14 protein-coding genes are annotated in these 17,335 nt (G+C 69.7%); 10 read left to right on the forward strand and 4 right to left on the reverse strand.

Going from position 1 to position 17,335, the window contains the following annotated elements; translation table 11 throughout:
- Positions 1 to 10: 10 nt before the first annotated feature.
- Positions 11 to 1,069: an esterase/lipase family protein gene (locus NR792_RS08515; protein ID WP_375759564.1), complete on the reverse strand. Its 1,059-nt coding sequence runs from the start codon at positions 1,067 to 1,069 to the stop codon at positions 11 to 13.
- Between the two features lie 170 nt (positions 1,070 to 1,239).
- Here NR792_RS08515 and NR792_RS08520 point away from each other — a divergent pair, with 170 nt between their 5' ends.
- The 4 genes from NR792_RS08520 (at position 1,240) to NR792_RS08535 (ending at position 4,973) form a co-directional block, all read left to right on the forward strand.
- Entirely contained in the window at positions 1,240 to 1,587 is a 348-nt protein-coding gene (locus NR792_RS08520) for a hypothetical protein (protein ID WP_375759565.1), read from the forward strand.
- A gap of 134 nt (positions 1,588 to 1,721) precedes the next feature.
- On the forward strand, positions 1,722 to 2,735 hold the full coding sequence (locus NR792_RS08525; RefSeq protein ID WP_375759566.1) for a protocatechuate 3,4-dioxygenase: 1,014 nt from the start codon (positions 1,722 to 1,724) through the stop codon (positions 2,733 to 2,735).
- Positions 2,736 to 2,799: 64 nt separating this feature from the next.
- Entirely contained in the window at positions 2,800 to 3,474 is a 675-nt protein-coding gene (locus NR792_RS08530; RefSeq protein ID WP_375759567.1) for a response regulator transcription factor, read from the forward strand.
- The gene (locus NR792_RS08535) at positions 3,471 to 4,973 is read left to right on the forward strand and encodes a sensor histidine kinase (RefSeq protein WP_375759568.1); all 1,503 of its coding nucleotides are present in this window, start codon (positions 3,471 to 3,473) and stop codon (positions 4,971 to 4,973) included. The genes NR792_RS08530 and NR792_RS08535 overlap by 4 nt, the downstream gene beginning before the upstream one ends.
- Before the next feature lie 52 nt (positions 4,974 to 5,025).
- Here the strand turns inward: NR792_RS08535 and NR792_RS08540 are convergent, their stop codons facing one another.
- Positions 5,026 to 5,784: a hypothetical protein gene (locus tag NR792_RS08540; protein ID WP_375759569.1), complete on the reverse strand. Its 759-nt coding sequence runs from the start codon at positions 5,782 to 5,784 to the stop codon at positions 5,026 to 5,028.
- A gap of 316 nt (positions 5,785 to 6,100) precedes the next feature.
- Between NR792_RS08540 and NR792_RS08545 the strand changes: the two genes are divergently transcribed.
- Positions 6,101 to 7,339: a FadR/GntR family transcriptional regulator gene (locus NR792_RS08545; protein WP_375759570.1), complete on the forward strand. Its 1,239-nt coding sequence runs from the start codon at positions 6,101 to 6,103 to the stop codon at positions 7,337 to 7,339.
- Positions 7,340 to 7,599: 260 nt separating this feature from the next.
- Here the strand turns inward: NR792_RS08545 and NR792_RS08550 are convergent, their stop codons facing one another.
- A complete protein-coding gene (locus tag NR792_RS08550; RefSeq protein ID WP_375759571.1) occupies positions 7,600 to 8,157 on the reverse strand; it encodes a hypothetical protein in 558 nt (185 codons plus the stop codon).
- Between the two features lie 127 nt (positions 8,158 to 8,284).
- Entirely contained in the window at positions 8,285 to 8,890 is a 606-nt protein-coding gene (locus NR792_RS08555; RefSeq protein ID WP_375759572.1) for a sigma-70 family RNA polymerase sigma factor, read from the reverse strand.
- Between the two features lie 211 nt (positions 8,891 to 9,101).
- On the opposite strand from NR792_RS08555, the gene NR792_RS08560 reads away from it, so the two are divergent.
- From NR792_RS08560 to NR792_RS08580, 5 genes are read left to right on the forward strand one after another with little or no spacing between them, the layout of a single operon-like run.
- Positions 9,102 to 11,096: an alpha-1,4-glucan--maltose-1-phosphate maltosyltransferase gene (locus tag NR792_RS08560; RefSeq protein WP_375759573.1), complete on the forward strand. Its 1,995-nt coding sequence runs from the start codon at positions 9,102 to 9,104 to the stop codon at positions 11,094 to 11,096.
- Between the two features lie 17 nt (positions 11,097 to 11,113).
- Positions 11,114 to 12,763 (forward strand): maltose alpha-D-glucosyltransferase, encoded by a 1,650-nt coding sequence (treS, locus tag NR792_RS08565; protein WP_375759574.1) that lies wholly within the window; start codon positions 11,114 to 11,116, stop codon positions 12,761 to 12,763.
- A gap of 6 nt (positions 12,764 to 12,769) precedes the next feature.
- Complete coding sequence (locus NR792_RS08570) at positions 12,770 to 14,104, forward strand: phosphotransferase (RefSeq protein ID WP_375759575.1); 1,335 nt, start codon at positions 12,770 to 12,772, stop codon at positions 14,102 to 14,104.
- The gene (gene glgB / locus NR792_RS08575) at positions 14,101 to 16,305 is read left to right on the forward strand and encodes a 1,4-alpha-glucan branching protein GlgB (protein WP_375759576.1); all 2,205 of its coding nucleotides are present in this window, start codon (positions 14,101 to 14,103) and stop codon (positions 16,303 to 16,305) included. The genes NR792_RS08570 and glgB overlap by 4 nt, the downstream gene beginning before the upstream one ends.
- Before the next feature lie 32 nt (positions 16,306 to 16,337).
- Complete coding sequence (locus NR792_RS08580) at positions 16,338 to 17,291, forward strand: aldo/keto reductase (RefSeq protein ID WP_375759577.1); 954 nt, start codon at positions 16,338 to 16,340, stop codon at positions 17,289 to 17,291.
- Positions 17,292 to 17,335: the final 44 nt, after the last annotated feature.

A 17,335-nucleotide genomic window follows, 5' to 3' on the forward strand; every position in this document is an offset into this window, starting at 1 on the left:
GGGCCTTTCGTCAGTGGGTCACACGGCGGTCGAGCTCGGAGAGCATGAGGGGGAAGACGTCGTGGGACGCGCGCTTGCCCATGAAGACGTCCAGGTGTCCGTAGCCGGGCAGCAGGTGCAGCGCGTGATGGCCCGGGTGGAAGCGCTCCAGGTGTTCGAAGGTGCGGCGCTGGCTCTCCGCGAGGAAGCAGCGGTTCTCCTCGCCCGCGAAGAAGACGAAGCGCGCGTCCGTCTGGGGCTCGCGCTCGCCCAGGTCCTCCGGCAGCGCGCGGAAGCCCTCCACCGGCACCAGGTGGCCCGCGCGCACGCACTCCTCCATCTGGCGGAAGAACGTGAAGGGCACCGGGCCGAACTCGTGCTGGAGCCAGTCGTGCGTCTGGGCGTTGAGGTTCTCGTGCCGCCACAGCACCGGGAAGCCCGTGCCGTAGGTGAAGCTCGTCCAGCGGCAGACCAGGTTCTCGCACTCGTGATGCGTCGCCTTCACCACGCGCGTCAGCATGCGCGCCGTGCGCGTGGGGCCGCCGTAGGCCCACTGCGGATCCAGGTACGGCGTGAAGCTCGCGACCAGCGGGACGGCGTAGCGCAGCTTCAGCTTCGCGGTCGGCGGCACCACCGGGTGCAGGGACACGGCGTTGGTGAGGATGAGGTCCACCTGGGGCAGCAGCCCCGCCACCGCGGCCATGGTGAAGCTGGTGGAACCCTGGCAGTGGATGATGGCCTTGACCTTGTCCGCTCCCGTCTTCTCCACGACGGTGCGGATGGCGGGCGGGTGGTCCAGGACGGCGGCCTGGTCCAACGTCCACTCGCCCGGCTCCACGTCGATGCTGGCGCGCCAGTTCTCCAGCCACACGTCGTAGCCATCTTCAATCAGTGCATCCACCAGCGTCTGGCGCACCGGCGCGCGGAAGATGTTCCCGCGCACGCCGGCCCCATGCACCAGCACCACCGGCCCCTTGTCCGCCTTCTCGACACCGCGCAGGTGCACCAGGTGCAGCGCGCGGCCGTCGCCCGCGAGGAAGGGCACGATCTCCTCGGAGTAACGCGGCTCATGGATGGTTTCCGTGGACATGACAACGCCCCCCACACCGCGAAACGTGGGTCGGTGCGGAAGGGGCGACAACCGGCGTGCAACCCCGCGCGGGGCGCGGCCCGCCCCGCCTGACAGGGGCAGCGGGCAACGGCGCTGCGCCTCCCTGTCACTCCGCCCGCGTCGGCCCCGGGGGTGCTATGCGTGAGGGCATGCACGCGGACACGGGCTGGAGCGACTACGAGGGCGGCGCGACGCTCGGGGGCATGGGCAGCCAGGGCGGCACCATCGTGCGGGACGAGGGCTTCCGCGACCTCTTGCGCCTCACCTACGAAGCGGACGACTCGCGCTCCTTCCACGTCGTCACCTGCGGCGTGGCTGGCTGGCTGTCGCACCCGCGCTTCTTCGACAACGCGGCGGACGCGCTCCACGCCTTCGAGTCCATGAAGCCCTCGCTGGAGGAGCTGGGCGCGGCGCTGCCGGAGGGCGGGCCGAGGTCCACCGCGGACGGCCGGGCAGCGGGTCCACTGCTCGCCGCCTTCCGCGTGCGGTTTTCCTGAGGCGCGGCGCTCGCGCGCAAGGATTGCTTAAGGTTCGCCCGCGATAACCCGGTTCACCGTCCGGTCAGCCCCGGGCGGTCCCGCGAGCGGCACCCCCGCCGCTCCTGGCTCCCGAGCTCCCGGAGGAACCCCGGATGAAGAGCGAATCCCCCCAGGCCCCTTCCCCCAAGGTCATCACGCGCCGGAGCATCCTGCGCGGCATGGGCCTGTCGCTGGCCGCGGTTCCCGTGGCGAAGCTGCTCGTCGCCTGCGGTGGCGATGACACAACTGGCGGCGCCCCCAACATCGACGCAGGCACGGACACAGGCGCCGACTCCGGCGTGGTGGACCCGGGCGTCTGGGCCACGGGCGGCACCGCGGCGATGACGGCCGCCGCCACGTACCCGGACCCGTTCGCCTCCGGCCTGGGCACCGTGTGCAACCTCGCCTGCGAGGCCACGCTGGGCCCCTGCTACGCGACCACGGTGGACCGCAAGGACATCAGCGAGGGCCATGACGGCCTGCCGGTGCGCCTGGCCTTCCTCGTCGTGGACGAGACGTGCACGCCCATCCAGAACGCCACGGTGGACATCTGGCACGCGGCGCCGGAAGGCCTGTACTCCGGCGAGGACGCGAGCGACTTCTGCACCTCCGGTGACGCGACGGCGCGCGCGGCGCGGTGGTTCCGAGGCGTGCAGACCACGGATGCCAACGGGCGCGTGGACTTCGACACCTGCTTCCCCGGTTGGTACAGCAGCCGCACCATCCACATCCACTTCACCGTGCGCGTGAACGGCCAGGAGTTCGTCACGTCCCAGCTGTTCTTCGACGACTCGACGAGCGACGACATCGTCACGAACCAGCCGCTCTACAACACGCGCGGAGCACGTGACACGACCAACCAGAACGACACGGTGGTCTCCGGGGACGCGGTGGGCGACTACCTCTTCGCCACGCAGCGCATGTCGGACGGCGCGATGCTGGCATCCAAGACGCTGGTCATCCGCTCCTCGCTGAACAACGCGTCCTGCGCCATGCCGGGAGGCAGCGGCGGTGGCGGTGGACCCGGCGGTCCCCCGCCGGGTGGCGACGGTGGCATGGGTCCCCCGCCTGGCTGGGATGGCGGCATGGGGCCTCCGCCGCCGGGCTTCGACGGCGGCATGCCCTGAACTAGGGTGGCACGGGTCCCCCTGGAGTCCTCCGGGGTGGCGTGTCCGAAGGGAGGCATGGCGCATGGGCGACCGCATCCTGCTGGTGGAGGATGACGACCCGCTCGGGTCCCAGATTGTCGGGCACCTGCGGGGCGCGGGCTTCGAGCCCGTGTGGTGGCGCGAGGGCCGCCTGCTGGTGGCCGGAGACCTGCCGGACGTGAGCCTCGTGGTGTTGGACCTGATGCTGCCCGGCACCTATGGCCTGGACATGCTCAAGGCGCTGCGGACCTTCTCCGAGGTCCCGGTGCTCATCCTGAGCGCGCGCAACGACACGCTGGACAAGGTCCGCGCGCTGAAGCTGGGCGCGGACGACTACATGACCAAGCCCTTCTGGCCGGAGGAGCTGGTGGAGCGCGTGCGCGCGCGCCTGCGCCGCCCCACCCTGCAGAAGGAGCAGGTGGTGGTGGAGGTGGGCCCGCTGCGCATCGACCTGCAGGGGCACACCGTGCAGGTGCAGGGGCGGCCCGTGGAACTCACGCGGGTGGAGTTCGAGCTGCTCGCGGCGCTGGCGCGCAGGCCCCAGGAGGCGGTGACGCGGCAGTGGCTGGTGGAGCACGTGTTGGATCCGGAGCGTGAGGGCACGGAGCGCACGCTGGACGTCCACGTGTCGCGGCTGCGGCGCAAGCTGGGTCCGGTGAAGTGCGTGGAGACGGTCTGGGGCGTTGGCTACCGGCTGGTGCCCGGGGAGGATGCGTGAAGCTGCGGTTGCGCCTGGCGCTCACGGCGGTGGCGGTGACGGTGCCCGCGGTGTTCGCGCTGGTGCAGGTGGAGCACTCGGTGCGCCGCCGCACGACGGACGAAGTCATCATCGCGTCCACGCTGTCGCAGATGCAGTCCGGGGGCCGCGAGCGCTGCGAGGCCGCGCCAGAGACCTGGATGGTCCGCTCCCGCGCGCAGCGTCCGCCCTGGGAGCGGGAGGGCCTGCCCGACGACAGTGGCGGTCCACCCTCGGGGGGCCCACGGCCTGGAGATGAAGGCCCGCCCCGGATGGGAGTCAGGGGCCCCCTGGGCCGGCGGCTGCCGCCGGTGAACCTCTATCCGTTCGACGGGCAGTTCGTTTCGCGCAACCCGCAGGCCCCCGCGGTGGACGACGAGCTGCGCCAGGGCGTCCAGGACGACGGCGTGGGCGTGCGCCGCTACTCCAAGGAGGACGGCGCGCTGGTGCAGGACCTGCTGTTGCGCATGCCCTGGGATGGAGGGCCGTGCGAATACGTGCTCGCGCGCCGCGTGGAGCCCCCGGGGTCGCCGGAGGTGGGCCTGCCGCCCCTGTACGTCTGGGGAGTGCCCACGCTGATCCTCCTGTCCGCGATGGTGGTGGCGCTGGGGCCGGTGGTGCAGCGCCTGCGCCGGCTGACGGAAGAGGTCCGAGCGTCATCAGGCAGCCGCTACGAGCAGCCCGTCACGGTGAACGGCAGCGACGAAATCGCCGAACTGGCCAGGGCCTTCCAGCAGGCGCGAGCGGAGATTCAAGCGCAGATGGCGCACCAGGAGGCGCGCGAGCAGACGCTGCGGGACTTCCTGGCGAACACGACGCACGACGTGATGACGCCGCTCACGGTGTTGCAGGGCCACCTGGCCGCGATGCAGCAGCGGATGCGCGCGGGGGAGCCGCTGGAGTCGGGCCTGATGTTGTCCGCGATGAGCGAAGCGCACTACATGGCCTCGCTGGTGCACAACCTGGGAGCGGCCGCGAGACTGGAGGCAGGAGCGCCGCAGGTGCAGCACGCGCCCGTGGACCTGAACGCGCTGGTGTCACGGGTGCTGAGCCGGCACCAACCCATCGCGAGGCCGCGGCGCATTGCACTGGAGAGCGGAGTCCCGGCGACGCCCACCTGGGTGATGGGCGACGAGACATTGCTGGAACAGGCAGTAAGCAACGTGGTGCTCAACGGCATCCGCTACGGGCGCGAGGACGGCCACGTGGCGGTGGTGCTGGAGACGACGCGCCAGCAGTCCTTCATCCTGCGAGTCATCGACGACGGGCCCGGCATCTCCGAGGAAGAGCGTTCCAGGATCCTGGAGCGCCGCTTCCGGGGCAACGCGGCGCGAACCCGGGAGCCGCAGGGCCAGGGCCTGGGCCTGCACATCGTGCACAACGTGGTGGAGCTGCACGGCTGGAAGATGGCCCTGGCCCCGTCGGAATACGGAGGCCTGGAGGTCGCCTTCACCGGCCCGCTGATGTCGCCACCCGGGTGACGGCTCCTGCGAGAGGATTCCGAAGCCAGACGACGGGCCTCGGATCGCCAACTCAGCGCGACCGCTTCACCACGTAGTCCACGAGCTCCGGCCATGCGGCCTGGAGCGAGTCCTGTGAGGCCTCCCCGAACAGGGCGATGGCATCCACCGGCCGTGCTTCTCCGGTGAGCTGCTCGACGCACCAGGCCTCCAGGACATCCCGGAGGCCGCGCAATGGCCCGGTGAGCTTCTCCAACCCGGCATCCCGCAGCAGCGTGCGTGCCTCCGTCCAGCGCCCCTCACGGCACGCCACCACCGCCGACGCGAGCGGTGCGAACAGCAATGGAAAATCCACCCTGGATTTCGCCTCGGCCAGACGGGGCTCCACCCGCGACAGCCGCCCTTCGAGCGCGTCCACCAGCGCGATGGCCGCGGACAAGATCGCGCGGAACTGCGGCGTGAGGTCCTTGCGTGCATCCACACTCGACAGCTCCTGTCCCGCCACAGGGAGTTGCCAGAGCTGAAGCCGGCTGATGCCGATGTTGTACGTCGGGATGACCTGGACCTTGGCCAGGGGACGCGATGCCTCGAACCGTTCGAGCGCCGCGACCACCCGCCCCTCCGACAGCAACTGGATCCCCTCGTCCGTGAGCTGCTGGCTCCTGCGGTAGCGCGGCAGGAAGTAAAGGGCCACTGGCACCAGCAGGACGAACAGGACGACAGGCAACATCATCAGCGCCTGCTGCCGGTCTGGAATGAAGTGATTCAGCGCCCTCGGCACTCCGATGAGCACCAGTAGCGCCACCACCGCGTATGGCCACGTCTTCCGCATGGACGTCTTCTAAGCAGGTCATCAGGAGTTCGTGAACCCATCCCGTGACCCGCGAAGTCCGCCGTGAGGATGCGCGCCCAGCGCAGCGCGGTGATGGGCCGCGATGGTGGGACTGCGTGAACACCCAAGGTGGGTCCACGAACAGAGGCGCCCGCCGGGAGCGCTTTCGCCAAACCTGTCCGACAGTCAGACAGGTTCGTGCCGCCTGGGGCCCAGGCCGCCCCGTCCCGGCAACCAACGAGGACGGTGGACCCGCGCGTCCATGTCAGACCCCTCTGGTTGGATGGGCGAAGGTAGGGCGAGGAGGAGGACGGTGATGGTGAGGGTGGGACTCGTGGCGTACGTGGAGGAGCAACTCGAGCGAGAGATTTCGCTCGGGAGGCTGCCGAGGAACGGCCAGATTGGCTCGGAGCAGGTGCTGGCGCGTCGCTACGGGGTGAGCCGGAGCACCGTGCGAGAGGCGCTGCGGCGGCTGGCGGCGCGGGGACTGGTGGTGCAGCACCCCGGGCGTGTGACGCGTGCGGTGGCTCTGGATGAGTCACTGACGCTGGAGAACCTGGGCCTGGCGCTGCATGACAAGCGCTCCGAGGAATGCCGGAGGCTCCTGGAGGGCTTCTTCAGCCTCAAGCGGCAGGTGCTGGTGGAGCTGCTGGCCGACTGCTGCACGAGTGCCTCCGAGAGGGATGTTCGCCAACTGGAGAACCTCTGCTACGCCCTCGGGGACGCGGCGCACTGGCATCCTGGGGAGCGCTGCGCGCAGCTGGAATTCGAGTTGCTGAGGCTGGCGGCCCAGGCGGCGGCCCGTCCCGGGCACCTGCTCCTCATTCAGTCACTGCAACGGGCCCTGAGAGGCAACGCGGCCCGGCTGCTGTCCTTCATGGGGGGCGAGTCCCTGCGCCAGTGGGCCCTGGGCGCGATGCACGCCCTGAGTGACCGCGACGCGCAGGCACTTCAGCACCAGCTGCCGGCGCTGCTGAAGGCGTGCGATGAGCGCGTGCTGGACGCCTTTGCTCCTGCCCCGCGGGAGCACGAGTCCCCCGAGGCCCACCACGACCAGGAGTGCCTCCTCGAAGTCCCCGCGTCAGCCCCTGAGCAGGACGATGCACTGAAGGCCCACTCATGCGTGGAGGAGCGCACCCTTGGGGCCTCCGCGTCAGTCACGGCTCAGGACGATGCGCTTGAGTCATACCCCTGCGTTGAGGAGCGTGGCCTATGCGTCCCCGCGTCAGCCAGCGAGCAGGACGAGTCGCTCCGGACATGCCCCCGCGTTGAGGAGAACGGCCCTGGAGGCCCCGCGGCAGCCACCACGCAGGACCCTGTGCTTCACGGTGGGAAGGGCGCCGGAAGCGACGGGATGGCCGGGTCCCTGGGCAACCCGTCCGATTGTCGGACAGGTTGGAACGCTTCGTCTCCAGAACAACTCCACATGTCGGTGCTCAATGAGAACGGGCTGCCTCACGGCGCCCGAGTTCCCCTCCCAACCACCCTCGGGCCGGTGGACTGCGCGCCGCTGGATTCTCCTGGGCACACGCCCCGGGATCCCCCTGCTTCTTGAGGGGCGACGGCCCTTCTCATCCTCTGTCGCCCCTGAAGCTCCGCGCGCCTTCTGCCAAGGCTGAGCGCCTGTGTCGATTGACCTCGGGCGCATCCGTCCGGGCCTTGCTTCCGTGACGGATGGGGCAACGAACTTCTGTCAATCGACTCAAGACAATCCCCACCGTGCCCGCCCCGAAGCGGGGCGGACGCGGTCCAGCTCCCCTCCCCCTCGCCGGGCCACGAGCTGGACGCGACCCGGCTTCCTTCCTCCGAAAAGCGCTACCGCATCGCGGCCCGGCGCGTCGGCGTCCGCGCCTTCGCGGTCCGGTGCGGCGCCTGCCTCTTCATGCCCGGCATGCGACGGGGCTTGTGCGTCCGCGCCTTCACCGGCCCCCGGCGCGCATAGCCCGCGGGCCGCATCGCCTTCTTCGCCGTCGCCGCCTTCTTGCGCGGCGCCGTGGCGCGGGCCGCCGGGCGCATCGCCTTCTTCGCCGTGGGACGCTTGCGCATCGCGGGCCTCGCCTTGCGCGCCGGCGCCTTCTCCATCCGGCCCAGCTGAGATTCAAAGCGCGTCAGCGCCGCGCGGAACAGCGCCGCCTTGCGCCGCGTGTTCATGCTCCCGCCAATCATGCGGTTCCCCATGGGGACGCGCATGGCTTCACGGCGCAGCCGGTGTGCCAGCTTTTCGTACTGGACCACCATGCCACGCGCGCGCCGCACCATCCCCATCAGCTCGCGCCGCGACAGCTCCATCAGGTTGCGCGGCGCACTGGCCAGCACCAGCCGCATCTCCCCCGCGTTCATCAAAGCCGTCCCTGTCTCCCGCATCTTGCGCATGTCCGCCCCCTCCCTCGGGTTCGCCAAACAGTCGCAAGGTTTGGGTCCCACCCAGTGACGGCAAGGCGGCCGCGGGCCGGGCCTGCTCCACCGCCCGTCCCCGCGGAACAGGGCTACTGTCGTGCACTCAGCCGGACGCGCTCGCGGGCCGCGCTTCCAGCAGCACCGCCAGCTTCTCCAACGCCAGCCGCGCGCGCGTCTTCACCGTGCCCAGCGGCTGGCCCATCTTCCGCGCGATCTCACTCTGGGACAGCCCATCGAAGTACGCGAGCAGCACCACCTCGCGCTGCTCCTGTGGCAGCTGCGCCATCGCCGCGCGCACCCGCGCCTGGTCCTGCGCCGCGGACGCGGAGTCGTCCGGCGATGGCGGCGTCGCGCTCACCGGCGGCGGCTGCTGGGCCACCCCCTCCACCATCCGAGACACCGTGCCCAACGAACGCAGCCGGTCGATGGCCCGCGTGCGCGCGATGGTCGTGACCCACGTCTCCAGCCCACCGCGCGCCGGGTCGAACTCGCGCGCGCGCCGCCACACTTCCAGGAAGGTCTCCTGCAGCACCTCTTCCGCGTCCGCGCGCGTGGGCAACAGCCGCACCGTGATGGCGAACGCCCGCGCTGAACACCGCGCGTAGACGCCCCGCATGGCCGCCGCGCTGCCAAGCGCCACCTGCTTCAGCAGGTCGCGGTCGGCCGACAGGTCACTCGCTTGCTGAGCAGCGGAGTCGGTAGGCGCCATGTTCGTCCCGGATACCGCAACCCGAGGGGCGGATCCCAGCTTCAACCATCGGAAGCCGTCCACCCAGCACCTCGGGGTGGGCGAGCGCTCCCTCCGTTCCTAACGTTGACAGGCCAACGCGACCGGGCGGCCGCCATCTTCAATCCACCACACCCGCACATTGCCGCCTGGAGCCACTGACTCAGAGTCCTATAAGGGGCCGCCAGCCGATATGACCGAACGACTCGGAAGCGTGTTCATCGAGAACGTCCAGCCGGAGCTGGACGCGGGGCGCTACGCCATCAAGCGCGTCGCCGGAGAGAGCCTCACCGTCCGGGCGGACATCTTCAAGGAGGGCCACGACGTCCTCGTGGCCGTCGCCCGCTGGCGGCAGGTCACCCCCGCCGCCCAGAAGACGGAGTGGGCCGAGGTCCCCCTCACCTTCAAGAACAACGACGCCTGGGAAGGCTCCATCCCCCTGGCGAACAACGGCCGCTACGAATTCACGATTGAAGCCTGGCCGGATCTCTTCCGCACCTGGGCGCACGAGCTGAAGCGCAAGGTGGACGCCGGCCGCGACGTGAAGAGCGAGCTGCTGGAAGGCGCCGCGCTGCTGGAGGGCGCCGCCGCGCGCGCCAAGGGCAAATCCGCGGAGGACCACCGGGTGCTCGCCGAGGCGGGGGCCCGCCTGCGCACGCCGCCCACGCCGGACCATCTCCTCGTCGCGCTGTCCCCCGACCTGGCGGACGCCGCGTCACGCCATCCGGACCGCTCGCTCGCTTGCAAGTACGACAAAGTGCTGGAGGTGTTCGCGGACCGGGAGAAGGCGCGCAACGCCGCCTGGTACGAGTTCTTCCCGCGCTCGGCGAAGCGCGACGGCAAGACGCACGGCACCTTCAAGGACGCGCAGGGCTGGCTGCCCTACGTGCAGAAGCTCGGGTTCGACACCGTCTACCTCCCGCCCATCCACCCCATTGGCCGCACCGCGCGCAAGGGCAAGAACAACAGCCTGCGCGCGGAGCCCGGTGACGTGGGCAGCCCGTGGGCCATTGGCGCCGCGGAGGGCGGCCACAAGGCCGTGCACCCGGAGCTGGGCACGCTGCAGGACTTCCGCGCGTTCGTGGACGCGGCGAAGGCGCACGGCATCGAGGTGGCGCTGGACCTGGCCTTCCAGTGCTCTCCGGACCACCCGTACGTGAAGGAGCATCCGGAGTGGTTCCAGCACCGCCCGGACGGCACCATCAAGACGGCGGAGAACCCGCCCAAGCGCTACGAGGACATCGTCAACTTCGACTGGATGGGCCCCGCGCGCGACGCCCTCTGGAAGGAATTGAGGTCCGTCGTCCTGCACTGGGTGGACAACGGCGTGCGGACCTTCCGCGTGGACAACCCGCACACCAAGCCCATGCAGTTCTGGCACTGGCTCATCCGCGAGGTGCAGGACCTGCACCCGGACGTGCTCTTCCTGTCGGAGGCCTTCACCCGTCCCAAGGTGATGAAGGCCCTGGCCAAGGTGGGCTTCACCCAGTCGTACACGTACTTCACCTGGCGCCTCTTCAAGGACGAGCTGCGCACGTACCTGGAGGAGATCACCAGCCCGCCCGTGTCGGACTACTTCCGCGGCAACCTCTGGCCCAACACGCCGGACATCCTCCCGGAGAACCTCCAGAACGCGGGCCCCGGTGCCTTCCGCCTGCGCGTGGCGCTGGCCTCCACGCTGTCGTCGGTGTGGGGCATGTACTCCGGCTACGAGCTGTGCGAGGGCCGCCCGGTGCCAGGCAAGGAGGAGTACCTGGACTCGGAGAAGTACCAGCTCGTCGCGTGGGACTGGGACCGGCCGGGCAACATCTCCGAGTGGATTGCCAGGCTCAACGCCGTCCGCAAGGCGCACCCCGCGCTCCAGCAGTACCAGGGCCTGCGCTTCTTCGAGTCCGACAACGACCGCGTCGTCTTCTACGGCAAGCGTTCGCCGGACGGCCTCAGCACGGTGCTGGTGGCGGTGAGCCTGGATCCGTACGCGCCGCAGGAGGCGCTGCTCCACGTGCCCATGGCGTGGCTGGGCGTCAACGCGGAGGAGACCTACCAGGTGCATGAGCTGATGGCCGACCAGCGCTCGCTGTGGCAGGGCCCGGACGTGCAGGTGCGCCTGACGCCTGAACAGCCCGCGGCCATCTGGGCCGTCTACCGCTACCGCCGCACCGAACACGCGTTCGACTACTTCGAGTGACCCCTTCCGAGAGGCGTATGGACCTGGATCCGCTTTGGTACAAAAAAGCGCTCATCTACGAGCTGCACATCCGCGCATTCCATGACTCCAACGGGGATGGCCATGGGGACATCCCCGGCCTGATTGAGAAGCTGCCGTATCTCCAGGACCTGGGCGTGGACTGCCTGTGGCTCTTGCCGCACTACCCGTCGCCGCTGCGCGACGACGGCTACGACATCGCGGACTACTACGGCATCCACCCGGACTACGGCACGCTGGCGGACTTCCAGCGGCTGGTGGAAGAGGCGCACAAGCGCGGCCTGCGCATCATCATCGAGCTGGTCGTCAACCACACCAGCGACCAGCACCCCTGGTTCCAGGAGGCGCGAAGGGATCCGAAGAGTCCCAAGCGCAACTGGTACGTCTGGAGCGACACGGACGAGTCCTACAAGGGCGCGCGCATCATCTTCACGGACACGGAGCGCTCCAACTGGACGTGGGACCCGGTGGCCAAGCAGTACTTCTGGCACCGCTTCTTCAGCCACCAGCCGGACTTGAACTACGACAACCCCGAAGTGCAGGAAGCCATGCTGGACGTCATGCGCTTCTGGCTCAACATGGGCGTGGACGGGTTCCGCTGCGACGCCGTGCCCTACCTCTTCGAGCGCGAGGGCACCAACTGCGAGAACCTCCCGGAGACGCACGCGTTCCTGAAGCGCCTGCGAAAGACGATCGACTCCGAGTACCAGGGCAAGGTGCTGCTCGCGGAGGCGAACCAGTGGCCCGCCGACGTGCGCGTGTACTTCGGCGAGGGCGACGAGTTCCACATGGGCTTCCACTTCCCGGTGATGCCCCGCCTCTTCATGGCGGTGCGCCGCGAGGACCGCACGCCCATCGTGGAAATCATGCAGCAGACGCCGGACATCCCGGAGTCCTGCCAGTGGGCCATCTTCCTGCGCAACCACGACGAGCTGACGCTGGAGATGGTGACGGACGAGGACCGGGACTACATGTACCGGGAGTACGCCACCGACCCGCGCATGCGCATCAACCTGGGCATCCGCCGCCGGCTGGCGCCGCTCATGGACAACGGCCGGCGGCGCATCGAGCTGATGCACAGCCTGCTGTTCACCCTGCCCGGCACGCCGGTCCTCTACTACGGGGACGAGATTGGCATGGGCGACAACATCTACCTGGGCGACCGCAACGGCGTGCGCACGCCCATGCAGTGGACCGGTGACCGCAACGCGGGCTTCAGCCGCGCGGACTACGCGCGCCTCTTCGCGCCCGTCATCGCGGACCCCGTCTACGGCTACCAGTCCATCAACGTGGAGGCCCAGGAGCGGCAGAAGTCCAGCCTGCTCCAGTGGGTGAAGCGGATGATTGGCATCCGCCAGCGCTACCCCGTGTTCGCCATGGGCACCCTGCGCTTCCTCGCCACGGAGAACCGCAAGGTGCTGGCCTTCGTGCGCGAGTGGGAAGGCCAGACGGTGCTCGTCGTGTGCAACCTGTCGCGCTTCGCGCAGCCGGGCGTGCTGGACCTGCGCGAGTTCAACGGCAGCATCCCCGTGGAGTTGATTGGAGAGACCGCGTTCCCCCGCATCAGCGACCTGCCCTATCAGCTGTCGATGGGGCCCTACATGTTCCTGTGGTTCCGGTTGGACAAGCCGGTGCAGGCGAAGGAGTAACCCCGCGTGACGCCCCTGGACCTGACCAAGCTGCCTGACTTCCTCAAGAACCAGCGCTGGTTCGCTGGCAAGGCCTGGCCCATCAAGAGCGTCAGCGTGGCGGACCACGTGACCATGGAGCTGGGCACGTGTTCCTTCACCCTGGCCATCATCGAAGTCGTCTACGAGCTGGGGCAGCCGGAGCGCTACCAGCTCCAGGCCCGGCAGACGCCGGACGGACTGGTCAGCGCCCTGGAGGACGACGACTGCGTGCGCGCCGTCTTCAACCTGGCCCGCGAGGGCCGGGTGGTGTCGTCCGGCTCCGGCCGCGTCGTGGGGGAGTGGATCGCCTCCACCGACAGCGGCGTGGCGCTGCCGGATCCGCTCAGCGTGCGCCGGCTCAACGTGGAGCAGAGCAACACGTCGCTGGTGCTGGGCGAGCGGGTCATCATCAAGGTCATCCGCAAGCTCGAGGCCGGCGTGAACCCCGAGTACGAGGTGGGCCGCTTCCTCGCGACGAAGACGAACTTCCGCGCGACGCCGCAGCTGGTGGGCGCGCTGAACCTGGAGGGGCCCGCGGGCGCGACGCTCGCGGTGGCGCACCGCTTCGTGCCGGACGCCGTGGACGGCTGGAAGTACACGCTGGAGCGGCTGCGCCAGGAGAAGGCGCTCTCCGAGCGCTTCCTCGGGGAGATGCGGGAGCTGGGCGCGCGCCTGGGGGAGCTGCACAAGGCGTTCGCCTCCGCGGGGCCGGAGGACCTGGCCTTCTCCCCGGAGCCGCTGCTCCAGGAGGACCTGCAGCGCTGGAGCGCGTCCATCGTGGGCGAATTGGGCGTGACGCTGGCGGACGCCGGGCGGCTGCACGCGGACCTGGAGGGCCGGCGCGAGGGGCTCATCGCGTACGCGAAGAAGCTGGCGCACGTGGCGCCCTCCGGCCAGAAGATCCGCATCCACGGCGACCTGCACCTGGGCCAGGTGCTGCGCTCGCAGGACCAGTGGCTCTTCTTCGACTTCGAGGGTGAGCCGTCCCGCTCCTTCACCGCGCGCCGGGAGAAGTACAGCGCGCTGCGCGACGTGGCGGGGATGATCCGCTCCTTTGACTACGCGGAGGCCACGGTGTCGCTGGAAGGCGGCCAGCCGCGCGGGCGCGTGGGCCCCACCCGCGAAGCGTTCCTGGAGGGCTACCGACAGGCGACGCGCGGGGCGACCTTCCTGCCCGAAACCGATGAAGCCTTCGACGTGATGTTGCGCGCCTTCGAGCTGGAGAAGCTGTTGTACGAAGTGCGCTACGAACTCGCCAACCGGCCGGACTGGGTGCGCATCCCCGTCGAGGCCCTGTTGCGGATGGAGGATGCCCAGTGAGGAAGCCGGCGGACAGAGCACAGGTGGACGCGGAGCTGCAACGCGTGGTGGAGCTGCGCCATCCGGAACCCCACTCCATGCTGGGCGTCCATCCGGACGGCGACGCGGTGGTGGTGCGTGCCTACCGCCCGGAGGCCGTGGCCATCCACGTCCTGCCGGAGTTCGGGGGCAAGGTGCCCATGGTGCACCGCACCGGCGGCGTCTTCGAGGCGCGCATCAACGGCCGCACGGAGCCCTTCGGCTACCTGCTGGAGGTGGAGTACCCGGGCAAGAAGGTCTTCACGCTGCGCGACCCGTACAGCTTCCTGCCCACCATCGGTGAGATGGACCTGTACTTCGCCGGCGAGGGCCGCCACGAGCGGCTCTGGGAGCGCATGGGCGCGCACCTCATCCACCACAACGGCGTGAAGGGCACGTCGTTCGCCGTCTGGGCCCCCACCGCCCGGGGCGTGTCCGTGGTGGGCGACTTCAACGGCTGGGACGGGCGCCTGCACGCCATGCGGCGCATGGGCTCGTCCGGCATCTGGGAGCTGTTCGTCCCGGAGGTTGGCGAGGGCACCCGCTACAAGTTCGAAATCAGACCCGGCCACGGCGGGGGCGCGCTGCTCAAGGCGGACCCCTTCGCCTTCCGCACGGAGACGCCGCCCGCCACCGCGTCCGTGGTGCATGACCTGCAGCGCTACGCGTGGGGCGACAGCGCATGGCTGGAGGCGCGCGGCAAGCACGTGGACGCGGCCCACCACCCGTGGAGCGTCTACGAGGTGCACCTGGGCAGCTGGCGCCGCGTGGTGGAGGACGGCGACCGGCCCATGACCTACCGCGAGCTGGCGCCGGAGCTGTCGCGCTACGTGAAGGAGACGGGCTTCACGCACGTGGAGCTGTTGCCCGTGTCGGAGCACCCCTACGGCGGCTCCTGGGGCTACCAGGTGGGCGGCTACTACGCGCCCACGTCGCGCTTCGGCCACCCGGACGACTTCCGCTACCTGGTGGACTACCTGCACCAGGAGGGCATCGGCATCATCGTGGACTGGGTGCCGGGCCACTTCCCGCGCGACAGCCACGCGCTGGGCAACTTCGACGGCACGTCCCTCTACGAGCACGCGGACCCGCGCAAGGGCGCGCAGCCGGACTGGGGCACGCTCGTCTTCAACTTCGGCCGCAACGAGGTGCGCAACTTCCTCATCGCCAACGCGCTGTTCTGGCTGGAGGAGTACCACATCGACGGGCTGCGCGTGGACGCGGTGGCCTCCATGCTCTACCTGGACTACAGCCGCAAGCAGGGCGAGTGGATCCCCAACCGCTGGGGCGGCCGCGAGAACGAGGAGGCCATCCAGTTCCTGCGCGAGCTCAACGACACCATCCGCCGCAAGCACCCGGGCGTGGTGGTCATCGCGGAGGAGTCCACCGCGTGGCCCAAGGTGAGCCAGCCCGTCAGCGAGGGCGGCCTGGGCTTCCACTTCAAGTGGAACATGGGCTGGATGCACGACACGCTGTCGTACTTCTCAAAGGACGCCGTCTACCGGCAGTACCACCACAACCAGCTCACCTTCGGCCTGCTGTACGCGTTCAGCGAGCACTTCATGCTGCCGCTCAGCCACGACGAGGTGGTGCACGGCAAGGGCAGCCTCTACGGCCGCATGCCGGGTGACGAGTGGCAGAAGCGCGCCAACCTGCGCGCGCTGTTCGCGTGGATGTGGGCCCACCCGGGCAAGAAGCTGCTCTTCATGGGCGGTGAGTTCGGCCAGCCGGCGGAGTGGAACCACGACAGGAGCCTGGACTGGCACCTGCTCCACGACCCGGGCCACAAGGGCATCCAGAAGCTGGTGGGCGACCTGAACCGCATCTACCGCGACCTGCCCGCGCTCTACGACTCCGACAGCGAGCCGGTGGGCTTCCAGTGGCTGCAGCCGGACGCCTCCGCGGCGAACGTGCTGGCCTTCGTGCGCCGCTCGCGCACGCCCGGACGTCACGTCGTGTGCGTGGCCAACCTGTCGCCGGTGCCGCGCGAGGATTATCGCGTGGGCTTCCCGCTCCACGGCCGTTACGTGGAGCTGGTCAACACCGACGCCGGGGAGTACGGCGGCAGCGGCCTGGGCAACCGGGGCCAGGTGCACACGGAAGCGACGGGCTGGGACGGCCAGCCGGCGTCCGCGGCGCTCACCCTGCCCCCGCTGTCGGTGGTGTGGTTCACGCCGGGGTAGAGCCCCCCGGCCTCACCGGAAGGACCTGAGGCATGGCGGCGAAGCGGAAGCTGGGAGCGACGGGCCTGGAGGTGTTCCCGCTGTGTCTGGGCGGGAACGTCTTCGGCTGGACGGCGGACGAGGCGACCTCGTTCGCCGTGCTCGATGCCTTCGTCGAGGGCGGCGGCGACTTCGTGGACACCGCGGACGTGTACTCGCGGTGGATCCCCGGCCACGTGGGCGGCGAGTCCGAGACGGTGCTGGGCAGGTGGATCGCCTCGCGCAAGGCGAAGGACCGCCTGGTGGTGGCCACGAAGGTCGGCGCGGAGACGGCGCTGGGCAAGGGCCTCACGCGCGAGCACATCGAGAAGAGCGTGGACGCGTCCCTGCGCCGGCTGGGCGTGGAGCGCATCGACCTGTACTACTCGCACTACGACGACCCCAACACGCCCCTGGAGGAGACGCTCCGCGCCTTCGACGCGCTGGTGAAGGCGGGCAAGGTGAAGGCGCTGGGCCTGAGCAACCACTCGGCGGAGCGCGCCCAGGAAGCGCTGGACACGCAGAAGCGGCTGGGGCTTACGCGCTACCAGGTGATTCAGCCGGAGTACAACCTGGTGGAGCGCCCGAAGTTCGAGGGGGCGCTTCAGCAGGTGAGTGAGAAGGAGGGCCTCGCCGTGGCGCCCTACTTCGGACTGGCCGCGGGCTTCCTCACCGGCAAGTACCAGGAGGGGCAGCCGGCGCCGGCCTCGCCGCGCGCGGGCAACGTGCTCAAGAAGTACGGCAACGCGAAGGGCTGGGGCGTCGTCGCCGCGCTGAAGAAGGTGGCGGAGCGCCGGGGGGCCACGCCGTCGCAGGTGGCGCTCGCGTGGCTTGCGACACGGCCCACGGTGGTGGCGCCCATCGCCAGCGCCACGTCCGTGCCGCAGGTGAAGGAGCTGCTCGGGGCCTTCTCCCTGAAGATGGAAGCCGAAGACCTGCGCGAGCTGGACAGCGCGTCGTCGCGGTAGCGCGGGTTGTTTCAATGCAAGACGGGCCCTGGCGCCGGGTGACC

The sequence above is a fragment of the Corallococcus exercitus genome, from assembly GCF_042231735.1.
Lineage (GTDB): Bacteria > Myxococcota > Myxococcia > Myxococcales > Myxococcaceae > Corallococcus > Corallococcus exercitus_B.

Bases quoted from the DNA above. Each gene is read 5' to 3' on its own strand.
- treS (WP_375759574.1), top strand. From the start codon at position 11,114: ATGGACCTGGATCCGCTTTGGTACAAAAAAGCGCTCATCTACGAGCTG.
- NR792_RS08525 (WP_375759566.1), top strand. From the start codon at position 1,722: ATGAAGAGCGAATCCCCCCAGGCCCCTTCCCCCAAGGTCATCACGCGC.
- NR792_RS08560 (WP_375759573.1), top strand. From the start codon at position 9,102: ATGACCGAACGACTCGGAAGCGTGTTCATCGAGAACGTCCAGCCGGAG.
- NR792_RS08580 (WP_375759577.1), top strand. From the start codon at position 16,338: ATGGCGGCGAAGCGGAAGCTGGGAGCGACGGGCCTGGAGGTGTTCCCG.
- NR792_RS08545 (WP_375759570.1), top strand. From the start codon at position 6,101: ATGGTGAGGGTGGGACTCGTGGCGTACGTGGAGGAGCAACTCGAGCGA.
- NR792_RS08520 (WP_375759565.1), top strand. From the start codon at position 1,240: ATGCACGCGGACACGGGCTGGAGCGACTACGAGGGCGGCGCGACGCTC.
- NR792_RS08515 (WP_375759564.1), bottom strand. From the start codon at position 1,069: ATGTCCACGGAAACCATCCATGAGCCGCGTTACTCCGAGGAGATCGTG.
- NR792_RS08540 (WP_375759569.1), bottom strand. From the start codon at position 5,784: ATGCGGAAGACGTGGCCATACGCGGTGGTGGCGCTACTGGTGCTCATC.
- NR792_RS08550 (WP_375759571.1), bottom strand. From the start codon at position 8,157: ATGCGCAAGATGCGGGAGACAGGGACGGCTTTGATGAACGCGGGGGAG.
- NR792_RS08530 (WP_375759567.1), top strand. From the start codon at position 2,800: ATGGGCGACCGCATCCTGCTGGTGGAGGATGACGACCCGCTCGGGTCC.
- NR792_RS08555 (WP_375759572.1), bottom strand. From the start codon at position 8,890: ATGGCGCCTACCGACTCCGCTGCTCAGCAAGCGAGTGACCTGTCGGCC.